This is a genomic window from Agrobacterium sp. a22-2 (genome assembly GCF_012276985.1).
Classification (GTDB): Bacteria; Pseudomonadota; Alphaproteobacteria; order Rhizobiales; family Rhizobiaceae; genus Allorhizobium.
Genome location: NZ_JAAXMM010000006.1, coordinates 69556 through 84585, shown reverse-complemented (window position 1 = coordinate 84585; position 15030 = coordinate 69556). Strand labels below are relative to the sequence as shown.

Here is a 15030-nt window from a genome sequence, read left to right as displayed (position 1 = left end):
TCTCCTTATCCCACGACCGGCTCCAGCCGCCTCAGATGCAGCAGGCGTGGCTTGACGGCATCGAGGTAGATGCTGGAGCGGCCGATATAGATCTGCGTCGCGCCGGAGAGGCCCGACAGAATGTCGGATAGTATGGTGCTGGTGTCCGATTCCAGGCCTTCCAGCACATCGTTGAGGACGATCCAGCGCGGCTGCCGCAACAGGATGTTGGCGAATGCCAGTGCCATCTGCTCGTCCTTGTCGAGCAGGCGGTCCCAGCGCGGCGTCTCGTCCAGCATGCCGGCCAATCGCTCGAGCCCGACACGCGTCAAGGCGTCGATCAGCGCGGCGTCGCCGTAACCAGCCGGGTCGAGCGGATAGCACAACAGTTCGCGAAGCGGCCCCTCCGGCAGGTAGCCCAACTGCGGCACGAACAGAACCTGGTCTTCCTCGGGCATCAGGATCGTGCCGCTGCCGGAGCGCCACAGGCCTGCCAGCGCATGAAACAGCAGCTTGCGGTTCACCCCCTGGTCACCATTGATCATGATCCGCTCACTGAAGCGGATGACCGGTTGCTCCTCTTCGATGCCGAACCTGCCCTTGGCCGCGGGATCAGCGATATCGGGGGAGATGACCAGATCGATCAGCTTCAACTCGCCAAACGCCCCCGGCATCAGCGATATCTGCGGACCGTTCGGCTCGGCGGTGTCCTGTTCCGTCAGGGCGGCGCGCAGCGACATGACCCGCATCAGAGCGGCCCGCCAGTCGGCGATCACCCCGAAATTGTCGACATACCAGCGCAGGGCCGAATAAACCTGGTTGAAGGCCGCCGCAGCCATCATCAGCCCGCCGAAGCTCATGGTTCCGGTGAAATAAGCCGGCGCCGCGATCAGGATCGGCACGATGGTCGCCAGCCAGCCGAAGCCGGCGGAAATCCAGGTCAGGTTGGTGAGCGAGATCGCCAGGTGACGGATGACTCCCAGCACACCGTCGATCTTGCCGTTGATGCGGCGGCGCTCGGTCTCCTCGCTGCGCGCCAGGGCAATGGCTTCGAGATGCTCGTTGGCGCGCATCAGCGACGAGCGCAGATCGGCCTCACGGCCGTAGCGCTCCGCATTGAGATTGGCCAGTCGCGATCCGACCAGATTGCTGCTGATGGACGCGGCCCCGGCATAGATGATCGCACCCCAGACCATATAGCCCGGGATGGCAAAGCTGCGTCCACCGATCTCAAAGACGAAATCGCTCGACAATTGCCACAAAACGCCGATGAAACTGACCAGCAGGATGGTCGATTGCACCAGACCGATCGACAGAGTGGTGGTCATTTCCGACAGCTTGCGGGCATCCTCGTGCAGGCGCTGGTCGGGATTGACGCCGAACGGGCTTGAGACCGACAGCCGGTAAGCCCGGCGGCCCTTGAGCCACTGATCGACGATGTCGCGCGACAACCCTTCCCGCATGTAGAGCGCCGCCATCTGGTTCAGCCAGGTCTGGATAACATTGAGTACCAGCAAAAAGCCGGCAATCACGCCGAAATTCTTCAACTGGGCCAGGAATTCCGTGAGGTTGCGCTGTTCAAGCGAATTGTAGAAGGGCGCATTCCACTGATTGAGCAGGACCTGGGCATAGACCGTCATGAGAATGATCGCCAGCAGCGCCGCGGCCACCAGCATGACCTTGTAGCGCACAGCCGATGCCCGGAACGACTGCGCGGCCATCTTCAACTGCTGCGACAACGGCAGTTCGGCTGTCAGCGGAAGGATCGGCGGTGGCGTGGTATCGTCCGTGGCAAATATCGACATCAGGCAATCTCAAGAAGCTTCCAATCAGATAAGCATGCTGACCGTTCATGTCCATGGGCGGCTTGCCACCCTTGCAAGGCTCATGGTGCCACGCTATGACTAAATTTGCTCTAACGGGGTGCTTCTGTCTGCAAACGGACATTGGCTGAGAGGCGTCGAACGCTAACCCGCGGAACCTGATCCGGCTAACACCGGCGGAGGGATTAGACGCGCATGATGAATGACGCCCTTGTCCCGACATTTGACACCATTTGGAGGGCGTACCATGCCGACACTAAAACCCGTGCTGACCATCTGCGGCTTTGCCGCCGTTCTGCTTGCCACCACCGCCGTCCAGGCGGCCGACAAAGTGCTGACCGTCTACACCTATGAGAGCTTCATCTCCGAATGGGGTCCGGGGCCGAAGATCAAGGCGGCCTTTGAAGAAACCTGCGGCTGCACGGTGGATTTCGTCGGCGTCGCCGATGGCGTGGCGCTGCTGACCCGGCTGAAGCTCGAGGGCGAGGGCACCAAGGCCGATATCGTGCTCGGCATCGATACCAACCTAGTGGAAGAGGCCAAGGCGACCGGCCTGTTCGAACCGCATGGTGTCGATACCGCCGCCGTCACCGTGCCCGGCGGCTTTGCCGACGACACCTTCATTCCCTACGACTACGGCCACTTCGCCGTCGTCTACGACAGCCAGGCCCTGAAGACGCCGCCCACCAGCATGAAGGACCTGGTCGAAGGCGATCCCTCGCAGAAGATCGTCATCGAGGATCCGCGCACCTCGACGCCGGGCCTCGGGCTGCTGCTCTGGGTGAAATCGATCTACGGCGACAAGGCGGACGAGGCCTGGGCCAAGCTCAAGACCCGCATCCTGACGGTGACCCCCGGCTGGTCGGAAGCCTATGGCCTGTTCACTAAGGGCGAAGTGCCGATGGTGCTGTCCTATACCACCTCGCCGGCCTATCACATGATCGCCGAGAACACCGATCGCTATCAGGCGGCCGCCTTTTCGGAAGGCCATTACATCCAGATCGAAGTGGCAGGCCTGCTGAAGAATGCGCCACAGAAGGATCTCGCCCGCGATTTCCTGAAATTCACCATCAGCCCGGCCTTTCAGGACGAAATTCCGACCAACAATTGGATGATGCCGGCCGCCCCGACTTCGCAGCCGCTGCCGGAGGCCTTCGGCAAGTTGGTATCGCCGGCCAAGACCTTCCTCATGAGCCCTGAAGAGGTGGCCAGGAACCGCAAGGCCTGGATCGACGAATGGCAGGCCGCCATGACGCTGAACTGACACGGATGCTGACGCAACGCGAGCGTTGGACGGCGATTGCCGGCGGGGTTTTGAGCCTCGCCGGCCTTTCGCTGTTCATCGCCGCCGCCGTCGTCTCCCTGTTGCAGATCAAGACGGATACTGCCAGCGATTCGGCGTTCCTTGACCCGGTCGTGCTGTCGATCCTGCGTTTCACGCTGCTGCAGGCCGCGCTCTCGACAGCGCTGTCGCTGCTGTTCGCCCTGCCGGTGGCCCGCGCCCTGGCCCGCCAGCCGCATTTTTTTGGCCGCCGCTGGCTGGTCCGCCTGCTCGCTTTGCCCATGGGGCTGCCGGTGCTGATCGGCGCGCTCGGCCTGATCGGCGTCTGGGGCCGGCAGGGTATCGTCAACGATGGCCTTCGGTGGGTCGGCATCAGCGAGCCCTTCAGCATCTACGGGCTCAGTGGCATCCTGCTTGCCCATATATTCTTCAACATGCCTCTGGCGGCCCGGCTGATGCTGGCGGGACTGGAGCGGGTTCCGGCAGAATACTGGCAGATGAGCGCCAGCCTAGGCATGCGGCCCCTCTCGGTATTCCGCTTCATCGAGTGGCCGGCATTGCGTCCGCTGCTGCCGGGCATAGCGGGCCTTGTCTTCATGCTGTGCGCGACCAGTTTCACGCTGGTTCTGGTGCTGGGCGGCGGACCGGCCGCGACCACCATCGAAGTAGCGATCTATCAGGCCCTGCGCTTCGATTTCGATCCGGGTCGCGCCGTGTCCCTGGCGCTGTTGCATATCGCCGTAACGGCCCTTGTTCTCGGCGCCATGGCGCTGTTTCCGAATCCGCAAGACCAGGCCCAGGCGGAAGGCCGTCCGACACGACGCTTCGACGGCAAACCGGTCGCCATCCGGCTGGCCGATGCGATGATGCTGGGCTTGGCCTTTCTGTTCCTTGCCGCGCCGCTGGCCACCATCACCCTGTCCGGGCTGCAATCCGATCTGCCGAAACTCGTGTCGCAGCCGGCATTTCTCAAAGCCGCCGGCACCAGCCTGGCCATCGCCTTCAGTGCCGCCCTGCTGTCGCTGGCCGTCAGCATGGCCTTCATCGAGGCCCGGGCAGCGCTTGGCGCGGGGCCACGCGCTCCGGTCTGGGCCAGGTCCCTGTCGACCGCCATTGCGGCCGCCTCCTTTCTGGTCTTTCTGGTGCCGGCTATCGTTCTGGCGACCGGCTGGTTCCTGCTGCTCAGGCCAGCCGGCGATATCGGCCGTTTCGCGCCGGCCATCGTGGTCGTCATCAACATGCTGATGGCCCTGCCCTTCGCCATGCGCGTGCTGGCGCCGGCCGTGGAGACCCATCGCCTGCGCACGACAAGGCTTTGCGCCAGCCTCGGCATTTCAGGATTTCACCGCTGGCGGCTGGTCGACTGGCCGGCCCTGAAACGGCCGTTCCTAACGGCCCTGTCCTTTGCCATGGCCCTGTCGCTCGGCGATCTCGGCGCCGTCGCCTTGTTCGGTTCGGAAAATCTCACCACCCTGCCCTGGCTGATCTACAGCCGCATGGGCAATTATCGCAGTGACGATGCCGACGGACTGGCCCTGCTGCTCGGTGTGGTCTGCCTGGCGCTGACGATCGCCGGAACGAGCGGCGCCCATGCGCAAGCGCAGGAGAAACAGTGAAATGAGCCGTACCATTGCCGTCCATCTGGACAATGTCGGCCTGCGGCTCGGATCGCGCGCCTTCCATTTCACTTGCAGCCTGGCAGAGGGCACGATCACCTCGGTGGCCGGACCGTCCGGCTCCGGAAAGTCGACCCTTCTCAATCTGGTCGCCGGCTTCGAGCAGCCCGAAAGCGGCCGCGTGCTGATCGGTGGCGACGACGTGACCGGGCGCCACCCGGCCGAACGGCCGGTTTCGATCGTCTTCCAGGACAACAATCTCTTTGCCCATCTCGACCTCTTCACCAATGTCGGGCTCGGCATCAACCCGTCGCTGAAGCTCACTGCCCAGGATCGCGCCGCGGTCTCCTCGGCGCTCGACCGCGTCGGTCTGGCGGGCTACGAGCGCCGCATGCCAGCTACCCTTTCGGGCGGCGAGCGACAGCGCGCCGCCTTTGCCAGGGCGCTGGTGCGCCACAAGCCGGTTTTACTGCTCGACGAGCCCTTCGCCGCCCTTGATCCCGGCCTGCGCTCGACAATGGCGGACTTGCTGATCGACCTGCACCGGGAGACGGGAAACACCGTACTGATCGTCAGTCACGATCCGCAGGAGGTTGCCCGCCTGTCGCAGAAAGTTCTGTTCGTCGTCGATGGACGCATCGCGGTCGATGCATCGAGCAAGGATTTCTTCACGATGTCGGGCAATCCTGAGGTCGACGCATTTCGCGGCGAAGGCGCGCCCTAATCCGACCGCGCGTGGCCGCCGTGGGTCAATCGATTCGGGAAAAACGGGAAGGCATGGCGCGATCGCACATCGGATTGAGACGACCGAACAGCCATCGCGACCGACGCGCCTTATTTTCGACGCGGCCGAATGGCATGCGCAAACCCACTGTCCCATCTTCAATCAACGGGTTAGACCTTCCTTATCTACAAGACCATCTTGTTCGACATGCGGTTTTATCCATATGCAGTAAATGATGTTAAAAGTTTCAAGGGGGATCGGCAGACCTTCGGCGGTCGGCCAGATACGGCGGGGAGCAAGCTCCGCAACGGGTCCGTTGAATTCTATCACAGGGGCATGATGATTCGAAAAGATGCGGGGCATGGTCATTACTAGCGCATATGCCGTCAGGCACTCGTGGCGGCGCTTTCTGCTGTCGGGCATTGCCCGGCCGCTGACGGTATTGGTCGCGACCAGCATCCTGCTGTCCGGCTGCCAGTCGCTTTTCGACCAGTCCTACGAGCCGAACGTTTCGCCGTCGAACAATCCGCAGATCGTCGATGAAGTGCAAAAGAATGATCCGCGCGCCCAGATGGGCGCACGCGAACATCCGCGCATCGTGGCAAGCTATGGCGGCGAATATCACGACGAAAAGACCGAGAAGCTCGTGGCCCGCATTGCCGGCGCGTTGACGGCCGTTTCGGAAAACCCCAACCAGTCCTATCGCATCACCATTCTCAACTCGCCGGCCATCAACGCCTTCGCGTTGCCGGGCGGTTATCTCTATGTGACGCGCGGGCTTCTGGCGCTCGCCAACGACGCTTCGGAAGTGGCAGCCGTTCTTAGCCACGAAATGGCCCACGTCACCGCCAATCACGGCATCGAGCGCCAGCGGCGCGAAGAGGCCGAAGTGATTGCCAGCCGCGTTGTCGCCGAAGTCCTGTCGAGCGATCTGGCCGGCAAGCAGGCACTGGCGCGTGGCAAGCTGCGGCTCGCGGCCTTCTCCCGGCAACAGGAACTGCAGGCCGACGTCATCGGCGTTCGCATGCTCGGCGAAGCGGGATACGATCCCTATGCCGCCGCACGATTCCTCGATTCCATGGCCAATTACAGCCATTTCACCTCCGTCGACCCGGATGCCGACCAGAGCCTCGACTTCCTGTCGAGCCACCCCAACGCGCCGCAGCGCGTCGAACTGGCGCGCCGACATGCCAGAGCCTTCGGGCCTGAGGGAACGCACGGCGACAGCGGCCGCGACTATTTCCTGAACGGCATCGACGGACTGCTCTACGGCGACAGCCCGCAGGAAGGCTATGTGCGCGGCCAGACCTTCCTGCATGGCAGCCTTGGCATCCGCTTCGAAGTGCCGGCCGGCTTCCAGATCGATAATAAGGTGGAAGCCGTCCTGGCGACCGGCGCCGGCGACGTCGCCATTCGCTTCGATGGCGTCGCCGACAACCAGAAGCGCACCCTGACGAACTATATTTCCAGCGGATGGGTGACCGGCCTGCTGCCGGAGACGATCCAGGAAACCACGGTGAACGGCCTGGAAGCGGCAACCGCCCGCGCCTCGGCCGAACGCTGGGATTTCGATATCACCGTCATCCGGATCGGTTCGCAGATCTTCCGCTTCCTGACAGCCGTGCCGAAAGGAAGCCCGCTGCTGCAGCCGACAGCCGATACGCTCCGGGCCACCTTCCGCCGCATCACGCCGCAGGAAGCCCAGTCGCTGAAGCCCTTGCGCATCCGGGTGGTAACGGTAAAGCCGGGTGAAACGATCGGCACGCTGGCCGCCCGCATGATGGGCACGGAGCGCAAGCTCGATCTATTCAAGCTGATCAACGCCCTGCAGACCGGTTCGACCCTGGCGCCGGGCACACGGGTCAAGCTGATCTCCGAATAGATCTTGCAGATCCGATCGGGCGTCAGCCGGCCATGTGCGGATCGGCCGTGACCAAGGCTGATTTGAGCTTCTCGAGGGCTCGGCTCTCGATCTGCCGCACGCGCTCCTTGGAAATGCCAAGCTGGGTTCCGAGCTCTTCAAGGGTTGCGCCATCCTCCGACAGGCGGCGGGCGCGGATGATCTTCACCTCGCGCTCGTTGAGCTTGGTCATGGCGCCGTTCAGCCATTGCAGCCGGCGCTCGCCATCGATCATGCCGCTGACCTGCTCGTCCGGCGGCATCTCCTCGCTGGCCAGCATGTCGAGTTTTTCGCCACCGTCCGGGCTTCCCGCCGAGAGGGGCGCCTGCAACGAACTGTCATTGCCGGCAAGCCTTGCATCCATGGTCTGGACATCCTTGAGGCTGACGCCCAGCGCACTGGCGATTTCCTGGTGGATGGCCTGCTCGGTCAACTGGCTGTCGCCTTGCGCCAGCTTGGCGCGCAGCCGGCGCAGGTTGAAGAACAGCGCCTTCTGGGAGGAACTTGTGCCGCCTCGCACGATCGACCAGTTGCGCAGGATATAATCCTGCATGGAGGCGCGGATCCACCAGCCGGCATAGGTGGAGAAGCGAACGTCGCGCGCCGGCTCGAAGCGGGCGGCTGCCTCCAGCAGGCCCACATAGCCTTCCTGGATCAGGTCGCTCAAGGGGAGGCCGAAGCCGCGGAATTTCGATGCCATGGCAATGACCAGCCGCATATGCGCCAGCGCGATCTGGTTGCGCGCATGCTGGTCCTGACACTCCTTCCAGCGGATGGCAAGGTCGCGCTCTTCCTCACGGGCAAGATAGGGGGCGGCCATGGCGAATTTGATCAATCGCCTGTCGGCCTGCATGGACTTCATCGATCCCTCCATTCGGCAATTGCAACGAACAATATGGCAATCAAAATTCGCAGTTACGACGATATGACAAATGGCAATACGCATCATCCGAATGACTGGATTTGCCGCGAAGACCGACGGGAGTCACATTTCTTCCGAAGGATCGGGCGGTAACGCCTGCTACGGGCAATAGAGGCAATCCAACGAACCTGGATCTGACTGTTCAGCCTTCAGCATCTCTAAAACGCCGAGGGATCGGAAAAGTTCCCGGCGGCGAGGAACGCGACAGCAGCGGAAAACAAAGATTGTCGAAGATGACAGTCGCCCACGCCGGACGCCATCCGACGGCAAGGCACAAAAAAACCCGGCCAAGGCCGGGCTTTTTCAAAAACAGGTCGTCGCAGTAGCCTATGCGGCTTCTTCCTGCGCATCCTCTTCGTCAACTGCCTTGCCCCGCTTGGGCCCCTTGGCAAGATTGACTTCGACCAGACGAACGGCTTCGGTTTCCGACATCTTGTTCACAGCCGCAATTTCGCGCGCCATGCGATCAAGAGCGGCTTCGTAAAGCTGGCGCTCGGAATAGGACTGCTCGGGCTGATGCTCGGCACGATACAGATCGCGAACCACTTCGGCGATCGAGATCAGATCGCCGGAATTGATCTTCGCATCATACTCCTGCGCACGACGAGACCACATTGTCCGCTTGACGCGAGCCTTGCCTTGCACGACACGCAGGGCACGCTCGACGAAATCGGTCTCCGACAGCTTGCGCATGCCGATGCTGACGGCCTTGGCCACCGGCACCTTGAGGCGCATCTTGTCCTTTTCGAAATCGATTACAAAAAGTTCCAGCTTCATGCCGGCAACTTCCTGCTCTTCGATCGCAGTGATTGTGCCGACGCCATGAGCCGGATATACGATTGCTTCGCCGGTCTTGAAGCCTTGACGCATTGAAGATTTTTTCTGCTGGGTCGTCATTCGTTTCAAAAACTCCCTGTTACGCTCCTGGCATCACGCCAAGACCGGGTCAGTCAGGCCCGGATGAGACGGGGGACACCGTCGGGTGACTCCATTCTGGTCCAAACACGAATAGGCAAACAAAACCCCTCGACGCTTCGGTGACCCGGAACCATATCGTCGAATATGTCACGGATACCGCGTTCGGTTATTTGTGAGCTTTCGTGATAGTTTTGGGCACGCAAATGCCCGCAAAGTGGAACAGTCTGAAAACGCTATCATAAAAATATGAGGAAATCAATATTTTACTGTAGTGGCACCGCAGTGCAACACAGCCGCACAACACAAGCGGCGCGGTCTCCAGTCATCGCCAGTCAAAAGCCCGGACCTGAAACGGCCCGGCGGCTCAATCGCCGGTGCCAGGCGTGGGCGAAAAGTACTTTTCGAACTTTCCAGCCTCGCCGTCCATTTCCTTGGCCTCCGGCATGGCATCGCGCTTGGTCGTGATATTCGGCCAGACCTGCGCATATTCGGCGTTGATCTTCAGCCACTTATCAAGGCCCGGCTCCGTATCGGGCTTGATGGCCTCAGCGGGACATTCCGGTTCGCAGACGCCACAGTCGATGCATTCATCGGGATGGATGACAAGAAAATTCTCGCCCTCGTAAAAACAGTCGACCGGGCAGACTTCGACGCAATCTGTATATTTGCAGCGGATACAATTGTCGGTCACAATATACGTCATGCGGCACTCCAGAAATCTTCGCTTGCCAAGGACACACAGCGCCGGCGCCGGCTGCCCAAAAGATGATCGGGTCTTTCAACAAGGCGCACGGCATCGGAACGCCGCGCGATGTGGTTCGACAGGGCTGTGAGCTAATGCTTTCGCAGGCCTATAGCAAGGATAAATCGTCCTGAAAATAGCCGCGTCACGGCAGAGTTTTCTATTCTTCGGTCCAGGGATCATCGGAGCGCAACCGATCGATGGCCCGGCGCTCCCGTTTGGTGGGCCGCCCCGCACCCGGCATGCGCACCGCCTGCTCGAAAGCCGAGGGCGTTGACCCTGCGATCACCGGCGGCGAAACGTCGTCATAAAGCAGCCGGGCTTCCTCGTAGGGTCCGCGCCGCTCGCCGGCCTGGCGGACCACCACCACAAGATTGCGAAGAGGCCTGGTAATTTCGAGCCTGTCGCCCGGCCGAATGGCCAGGCTGGGCTGCTTGATCTTGCGTCCGTTGACCGAAATCAGGCCTGAGACGACCTGACCCTGGGCCAGCGTGCGGGATTTGGCCAGGCGCGCGAAAAACAACCACTTGTCGATGCGCTGCTGCGAACCGGGGGATGATTGGTTTTCGCCCATAGCCTACTTCTTCATCTGCTCCTTGAGAGCGGCCAGCTTGGCGAAAGGCGAATCCGGATCAATCGGCTTCTCCTTGCGCGGCGGCTTGGCCTCGAAACGCTGTGGCTGCGACTTTCCGTCGCGGTCCGGACGATTCGACCGCTCAGGCCGGTCCTGCCGCTCGGGCCGGTCCGAACGGGCGCCCTGCTTGCCGCGACCGCCGTCCTTGTCGCGCGGCTTGCCGGGCTGACCCTCGCGACGACGATCGTCACGGCGGCCTTCCGGCTGGCCTTCGCTCTTGACGGCTTCGCCCTGGTTCGGATTGCGGTTGCCGCGGCGGTCGCCGCCATGCGGACGGGCGGGACGTTGCCCGTCGCCGCGCCCACCGGGACGCCACAGCAGAACCGGCTTGGGTTCGGCCACAGGTTCGGCTTCGGTGCCCGTGGCAACAAGAGCCACCGTCTCGTCTTCAGCCACAACCGGTTCCGCGGCCGCTTCTGCTACCGGCTCGGCAACGGTTTCGGCAGATGTCGTCTCCGCCGGAGCAGCATCGGTCTCGGTGCTGGCATCGGCATCGTCATGGTCAGCGTTTTCGGCCTCAGTTTCGACGCTCGATGGAACTGCAACCGAAGCCGGCGCGGCAGACGCATCCTGTCCGGCCAGGAAGGCCTGTGCTTCTTCGGCCTTGACGCTATCGGCCCGATAACCGAGGCCCTTCAGGATTTCTTCCATGTCGTCCGGCGTGGCACCGAGAATGGACAGCATCGAGGTCGTCGTCACGAAACGGCGGCCGTCATAGGCGCCGTCCGGCCGCGAGGGCTGGCCGGGCTTCCACTGCAGCAGCGGCCGGATCAGATCGGCCAGGCGCTCCAGGATATCGATGCGCACCGCACGCTTGCCGAGGAACCGGAAGCCCGCCAGCTTGTAGAACATCCGCTCATAGCTCGGATCGGTGACGACAGAGGTACGGCCAGCCGCCAGCACGGGAATGAGATCGCCATAGCCGGGCTTGTCGAGACCGTCGTTCTTCAGCGCCCAGAGCAGGGTGATGAGTTCGGCCGGGGCCGGCTTCAAAAGCGCCGGCATGAAGATGTGATAGGCGCCGAAACGCACGCCATAGCGGCGCATCGAGGCGCGGGCGTCCTGATCGAGCGACTTGACGTCGTCGGAGACATCGCGGCGGAACAGCACGCCGAGGTTTTCAACGAGCTGGAAGGCCAGACCCTTGGCCAGGCCCTGCAGGTCCTCGGCGCGGGACAGATCGTCCAGCGGCTTCAAGACCGTCGAGATATGGTGGTTCACATAGCGCTCGATCCGCGCCACGACATGCTCGCGGGCGTTGCCGGTCAGCTGTTCGTCGGCCAGCAGAATGACGCGCGGATGCAGCATGTGGTCGCTGCCGGTCAGGCGCGCCACCGGATCGCCGACCCAGCGCACCAGCCCGTCCGAGCTTAAAGCCAGGTCGCTGTTGCCGGACGCATGCAAGCGTGCCGCCCGTGCTTCGAACTCCAGTCCGAGCGCTTTCTGCGCAGCCGTCTGCACGGCCCTCGCATCCGGCCCCTCGGTTCCGGAAATGGGCGTGAACCGGAAACCGGCAAGTTGCCCCATGTGATGTCCCTCGACGAAGACATCGCCATTTACACTGATCTCAGCTTCCAGCATCGCATTCTCTCTCAAGCGCTTCATGAGCACAGATGTCCTGCGATCAACAAAGCGTTTCGTCAACCTTTCATGTAGCGCATCGGACAATCGATCTTCGATTTCCCGTGTCTTTTCTTGCCAGTGTGTCGGATCGGCAAGCCATCCGGGTCGGTTTGACACATAAGTCCAAGTCCTGATCTGTGCGATTCGCGCCGAAAGCGTATCAATTTCGCCATCGGTCCGATCGGCGCGGCGCACCTGTTCGGCCAGAAAATCGTCGTTCACGGTGCCATGCCTTGCCAGATCTGAAAAGAGGCTGGAGATCAGATCCGCATGCTGGGCCGGCGTAATGCGCCGATAATCCGGCAAAGCGCAGGCGTCCCACAACAAGCCAACCCGCTCCGGCCGGTCGGCCAGATCGGTAATCTCGGGATAGCGCGACAGATATTCAAGCGCCTGCTGGTCGATGGCCGGCAAGGCCCGCGTCAGGCCGCCGATCTTCGGCGCATCGTCCAGGCTGCGCCTGAGCGCCGCGATGGACGAGAAATCGAAGGCGGCCGTGCGCCATTGCAGGACCTTGACCGGATCGAACTGGTGGCTTTCCAGCCGCTCGACAAGCTCCGCGTCGAACGGGTCGACCCGGCCGGTGACGCCAAAGGTGCCGTCTTTCAGGTGGCGGCCGGCCCGGCCGGCGATCTGACCCAGTTCGCCAGAATTCAGGTTTCGGAACTGATAGCCGTCGAACTTGCGGTCCTGAGCAAAGGCGACGTGGTCGACATCGAGATTGAGCCCCATGCCGATCGCATCGGTCGCCACGAGGTAGTCGACATCGCCGGACTGGTAGAGGCCGACCTGGGCATTGCGGGTGCGCGGGCTCAGCGCCCCCAGCACGACGGCCGCTCCGCCCCGCTGCCGGCGGATCAGCTCGGCGATCGCATAGACCTCGTCGGCCGAGAAGGCGACGATCGCCGTTCGATGCGGCAGGCGGGTAATCTTCTTCTGGCCGGCATAGAAGAGCTGCGATAGCCGCGGCCGCTCGACAATGGTAATGCCCGGCAAGAGCTGCTGGAGAATGGGCTTCATGGTGGCCGAGCCGAGCAGCAGGGTCTCTTCCCGGCCGCGCAAGTGCAGCAGCCGGTCGGTGAAGATATGGCCGCGCTCCAGATCGCCCGCCAGCTGGATCTCGTCGATCGCCACGAAGGAGGCCTTGGTCTCGCGTGGCATGGCTTCCACGGTGCAGACCGAAAAGCGCGCCTTGGGCGGCGAGATCTTCTCCTCGCCGGTGACCAGGGCGACATTGGCAACCCCGACCCGCTCCACCACGCGGGTGTAGACCTCACGCGCCAGAAGGCGGAGCGGCAGACCGATCATCCCGGATCCGTGCGCGACCATGCGCTCAATGGCATAGTGGGTCTTGCCCGTATTGGTCGGCCCCAGCACGGCAATGACGCTGCGGCCGCTGAGGATCATGGGTTGCGAGGTCAAGGCACGCTCCAGTCTGCAATGGCGGATGCGACGGACCAGAAACACGCCCGGCAACCAGGCCAACACATGGCGATGATCGCCTGCAAAGGCAAGGCGGGAATGCGCAAGCACCGCCAACACCCCCGCGGATCACGTGATTCCACTTAAGATTGTGCCTCATAAAAATGCTGCTTTAAGATTCGGAACAGGCACCGAACGAATCAGCGACGAATCGATGACCCAGCCTGATTCAGCCTTTGTTCACGGCTACATCTTGTGCCCTGCAATCGACTTTTCCACTGCATCCTGAATCCGCCTTGCAACCGGAATTGCTGAACGGCAGCCCGCTGTTAACACTCGGTTGCCGGGCCCGCCCGGCAAGACGGTTGCTCGATTAACTATTTGCTAATATTTATAAATTTCGCTCAGCGAATCCGCCCGCGACACCGGTTAACAACCCCGGCAGGACGCCGTGCGATCAAAGCCGGAACGAATCAGAGACGAATCACCGACTCCACCATGTTCCGGCTCCGTTCACCACTATATCTAGAGGAATCGTCTCCGCCGGCCCATAGACCGGAGGCTATAGGGAGGCCCACGTTAACTCCGGCCGGCCGCAGCAGTTGCTCGCACGTAAAGGAATGAACGTCCGAAAAGGACGTCGCCATCGCCGGCCTTTCAACGCACGCTAGACCTGGCGCCCCGCACTCTCAAGCCGGCGCCGATATGAATTTACATGGCCATGGAACAAATATCCACGCCACGCATTCTTAGGGAACGAAATCCAAATTGATAACAAACAATGGAGAGGGATCCCATGTTAGGTACAGTTCTCGTCGTCATCGTTATTCTGCTTTTGATTGGCGCTCTTCCGAACTGGGGTCACAGCCGAAGCTGGGGTTACGGCCCTTCCGGCGGCCTCGGACTTGTCGTCCTGATCCTGATCATTCTGTTGCTGATGGGCAGAATCTGACTTTAACACTGACAACCGGCTTGGAAGGAACATCCTCATGATGAAGAAGATTGTACTTGGACTGGCGCTCGTCGCATCGCTGGCCTCCTGCACGCAGACCGAAAAAGGCGCATCGATCGGTGCGGCGTCCGGCGCCGTGATCGGCGGCGTGGCAACGAATTCCTGGGGTGGCGCAGCGGTCGGCGCGGCCGTCGGCGGTGTTGCCGGCGCCTTGATCGGCCAGTCGCAGGAACGTGCGGGCTATTGCATCTATCGCGACCGTTACGGCCGCCGCTATGAAGCCCGTTGCCGCTAAGATCAAGCGACACAATACCCCGAAAAGCCGCCGCAACCCGGCGGCTTTTTGCTGTCATGTCGCGCCACGTTAACGCTTTGGCCAAAGCCGGAACGAATCAGCGACGAATCATAGATACGCGGGTTTTCCCGGTTTGTTCACCGCTACATCGTGTGGAATAACAAATGGTTAACCATATGATTCGGTGGAAAACGCAGC

General features: G+C 61.9%; 12 protein-coding genes and 1 riboswitch. Of the genes, 6 read left to right on the top strand and 6 right to left on the bottom strand.

Annotated elements, in window-relative coordinates; translation table 11 throughout:
- Positions 1 to 5: 5 nt before the first annotated feature.
- Complete coding sequence (locus HFC70_RS11010) at positions 6 to 1784, bottom strand: ABC transporter ATP-binding protein/permease (RefSeq protein WP_168473287.1); 1779 nt, start codon at positions 1782 to 1784, stop codon at positions 6 to 8.
- 104 nt (positions 1785 to 1888) lie between these two features.
- Positions 1889 to 2004, top strand: a riboswitch (TPP riboswitch).
- 45 nt (positions 2005 to 2049) lie between these two features.
- Here HFC70_RS11010 and thiB point away from each other — a divergent pair.
- From thiB to HFC70_RS10990, 4 genes are all read left to right on the top strand, one after another.
- The gene (gene thiB, locus HFC70_RS11005) at positions 2050 to 3066 is read left to right on the top strand and encodes a thiamine ABC transporter substrate binding subunit (RefSeq protein WP_168473286.1); all 1017 of its coding nucleotides are present in this window, start codon (positions 2050 to 2052) and stop codon (positions 3064 to 3066) included.
- A complete protein-coding gene (gene thiP / locus HFC70_RS11000) occupies positions 3039 to 4700 on the top strand; it encodes a thiamine/thiamine pyrophosphate ABC transporter permease ThiP (RefSeq protein ID WP_246735735.1) in 1662 nt (553 codons plus the stop codon). The genes thiB and thiP overlap by 28 nt, the downstream gene beginning before the upstream one ends.
- Before the next feature lies 1 nt (position 4701).
- Entirely contained in the window at positions 4702 to 5424 is a 723-nt protein-coding gene (locus HFC70_RS10995) for an ATP-binding cassette domain-containing protein (protein WP_210259230.1), read from the top strand.
- A gap of 352 nt (positions 5425 to 5776) precedes the next feature.
- Complete coding sequence (locus HFC70_RS10990; protein ID WP_168473284.1) at positions 5777 to 7306, top strand: M48 family metalloprotease; 1530 nt, start codon at positions 5777 to 5779, stop codon at positions 7304 to 7306.
- 22 nt (positions 7307 to 7328) lie between these two features.
- On the opposite strand, the gene HFC70_RS10985 is transcribed toward HFC70_RS10990, so the two are convergent.
- From HFC70_RS10985 to HFC70_RS10965, 5 genes are all read right to left on the bottom strand, one after another.
- Complete coding sequence (locus HFC70_RS10985) at positions 7329 to 8186, bottom strand: RNA polymerase factor sigma-32 (protein WP_168473283.1); 858 nt, start codon at positions 8184 to 8186, stop codon at positions 7329 to 7331.
- Positions 8187 to 8573: 387 nt separating this feature from the next.
- On the bottom strand, positions 8574 to 9143 hold the full coding sequence (locus HFC70_RS10980; RefSeq protein ID WP_168473282.1) for a CarD family transcriptional regulator: 570 nt from the start codon (positions 9141 to 9143) through the stop codon (positions 8574 to 8576).
- A 385-nt stretch (positions 9144 to 9528) separates the two neighbouring features.
- Entirely contained in the window at positions 9529 to 9867 is a 339-nt protein-coding gene (gene fdxA / locus HFC70_RS10975) for a ferredoxin FdxA (protein ID WP_168473281.1), read from the bottom strand.
- A gap of 199 nt (positions 9868 to 10066) precedes the next feature.
- The gene (locus HFC70_RS10970; protein WP_168473280.1) at positions 10067 to 10480 is read right to left on the bottom strand and encodes an RNA-binding S4 domain-containing protein; all 414 of its coding nucleotides are present in this window, start codon (positions 10478 to 10480) and stop codon (positions 10067 to 10069) included.
- Positions 10481 to 10483: 3 nt separating this feature from the next.
- Complete coding sequence (locus HFC70_RS10965; RefSeq protein WP_168473517.1) at positions 10484 to 13570, bottom strand: helicase-related protein; 3087 nt, start codon at positions 13568 to 13570, stop codon at positions 10484 to 10486.
- A gap of 811 nt (positions 13571 to 14381) precedes the next feature.
- Here HFC70_RS10965 and HFC70_RS10960 point away from each other — a divergent pair.
- On the top strand, positions 14382 to 14537 hold the full coding sequence (locus HFC70_RS10960; protein WP_168473279.1) for a DUF3309 family protein: 156 nt from the start codon (positions 14382 to 14384) through the stop codon (positions 14535 to 14537).
- Between the two features lie 37 nt (positions 14538 to 14574).
- The gene (locus HFC70_RS10955) at positions 14575 to 14832 is read left to right on the top strand and encodes a YMGG-like glycine zipper-containing protein (RefSeq protein WP_210259229.1); all 258 of its coding nucleotides are present in this window, start codon (positions 14575 to 14577) and stop codon (positions 14830 to 14832) included.
- Positions 14833 to 15030: the final 198 nt, after the last annotated feature.